This window comes from Bacillus sp. mrc49 (assembly GCF_002803435.1).
The window spans coordinates 1-972 of the sequence record NZ_PHNG01000132.1 but is presented as its reverse complement, the minus strand read 5'-3'; the positions used below and the strand labels follow the sequence as shown (position 1 = coordinate 972).

Sequence of the window (972 nt, the reverse complement as noted above, 5' to 3'; positions counted from 1 at the left end):
GGGGGCAATCAATTACAATGACCATGCAAAACGACATTGAAAAAGTGTTAATCACAGAGGAAGAACTTCAAACGAAAATCAAGGAACTGGGTGCACAGCTAGAAGCTGATTACCAAGGCAAGTTCCCGTTGGCCATCGGGGTGTTGAAAGGCGCGATGCCATTTATGTCTGACTTGCTGAAGCGTGTTGATACACATCTTGAAATGGACTTCATGGATGTTTCAAGCTATGGTAACTCAACTGTATCTTCCGGTGAAGTGAAAATCATCAAGGATCTAGATACATCAGTGGAAGGCCGTGACATCTTAATCATCGAAGATATTATCGACAGTGGTTTAACACTTAGCTATCTTGCGGAACTGTTCCGCTATAGAAAAGCAAAATCGATTAAAATCGTCACCTTATTGGATAAACCGACAGGCCGGAAAGCGGATATCACTCCCGATTATGCCGGATTTATCGTTCCTGATGCATTCGTTGTCGGATACGGTCTGGATTTTGCCGAAAAATATCGCAATCTCCCGTATATTGGCATATTGAAGCCTGAAATTTACTCGAATTGATCGTACCTGTTTGAAAGAAAAGACCAGATTAAAACAGCGGTGTTAAATTATTGTAATTCTTTAATTTTGTATGATAGTATTTACTATAGTTTGTTTACCCGTGGGAGGAGGTAAGGGATGAATCGGATCTTCCGTAATACGATATTTTATTTACTGATCTTTTTGGTCATCATTGGGATTGTAAGCATCTTTAATAATAACAATGAACCAAACGTAAAAATGACCCAAGATGAATTCTATAAGCATTTGGAGAGTGGGGACGTTACATCACTTACGATGCAGCCCGAAAGCAGTGTCTTTGAAATCACTGGTAAGCTCAAAGGTTATGATGATAACAAGAACTTCGTGACTTACGTGCCATTCAGTGAATATTCGCAAAGCCGGATCAATGACGCTGCAAACAAGCTGG

Annotated in this window: 2 protein-coding genes; both read left to right on the top strand. The window is 40.2% G+C overall.

All coding sequences use genetic code 11. The features are described from left to right. Positions 1-23 precede the first annotated feature (23 nt). Entirely contained in the window at positions 24-563 is a 540-nt protein-coding gene (hpt, locus tag CVN76_RS00910; RefSeq protein WP_061144052.1) for a hypoxanthine phosphoribosyltransferase, read from the top strand. Between the two features lie 117 nt (positions 564-680). Continuing rightward, positions 681-972 (top strand): ATP-dependent metallopeptidase FtsH/Yme1/Tma family protein (locus CVN76_RS00905; RefSeq protein WP_198512400.1); only part of this gene is annotated, 292 nt, incomplete at its 3' end.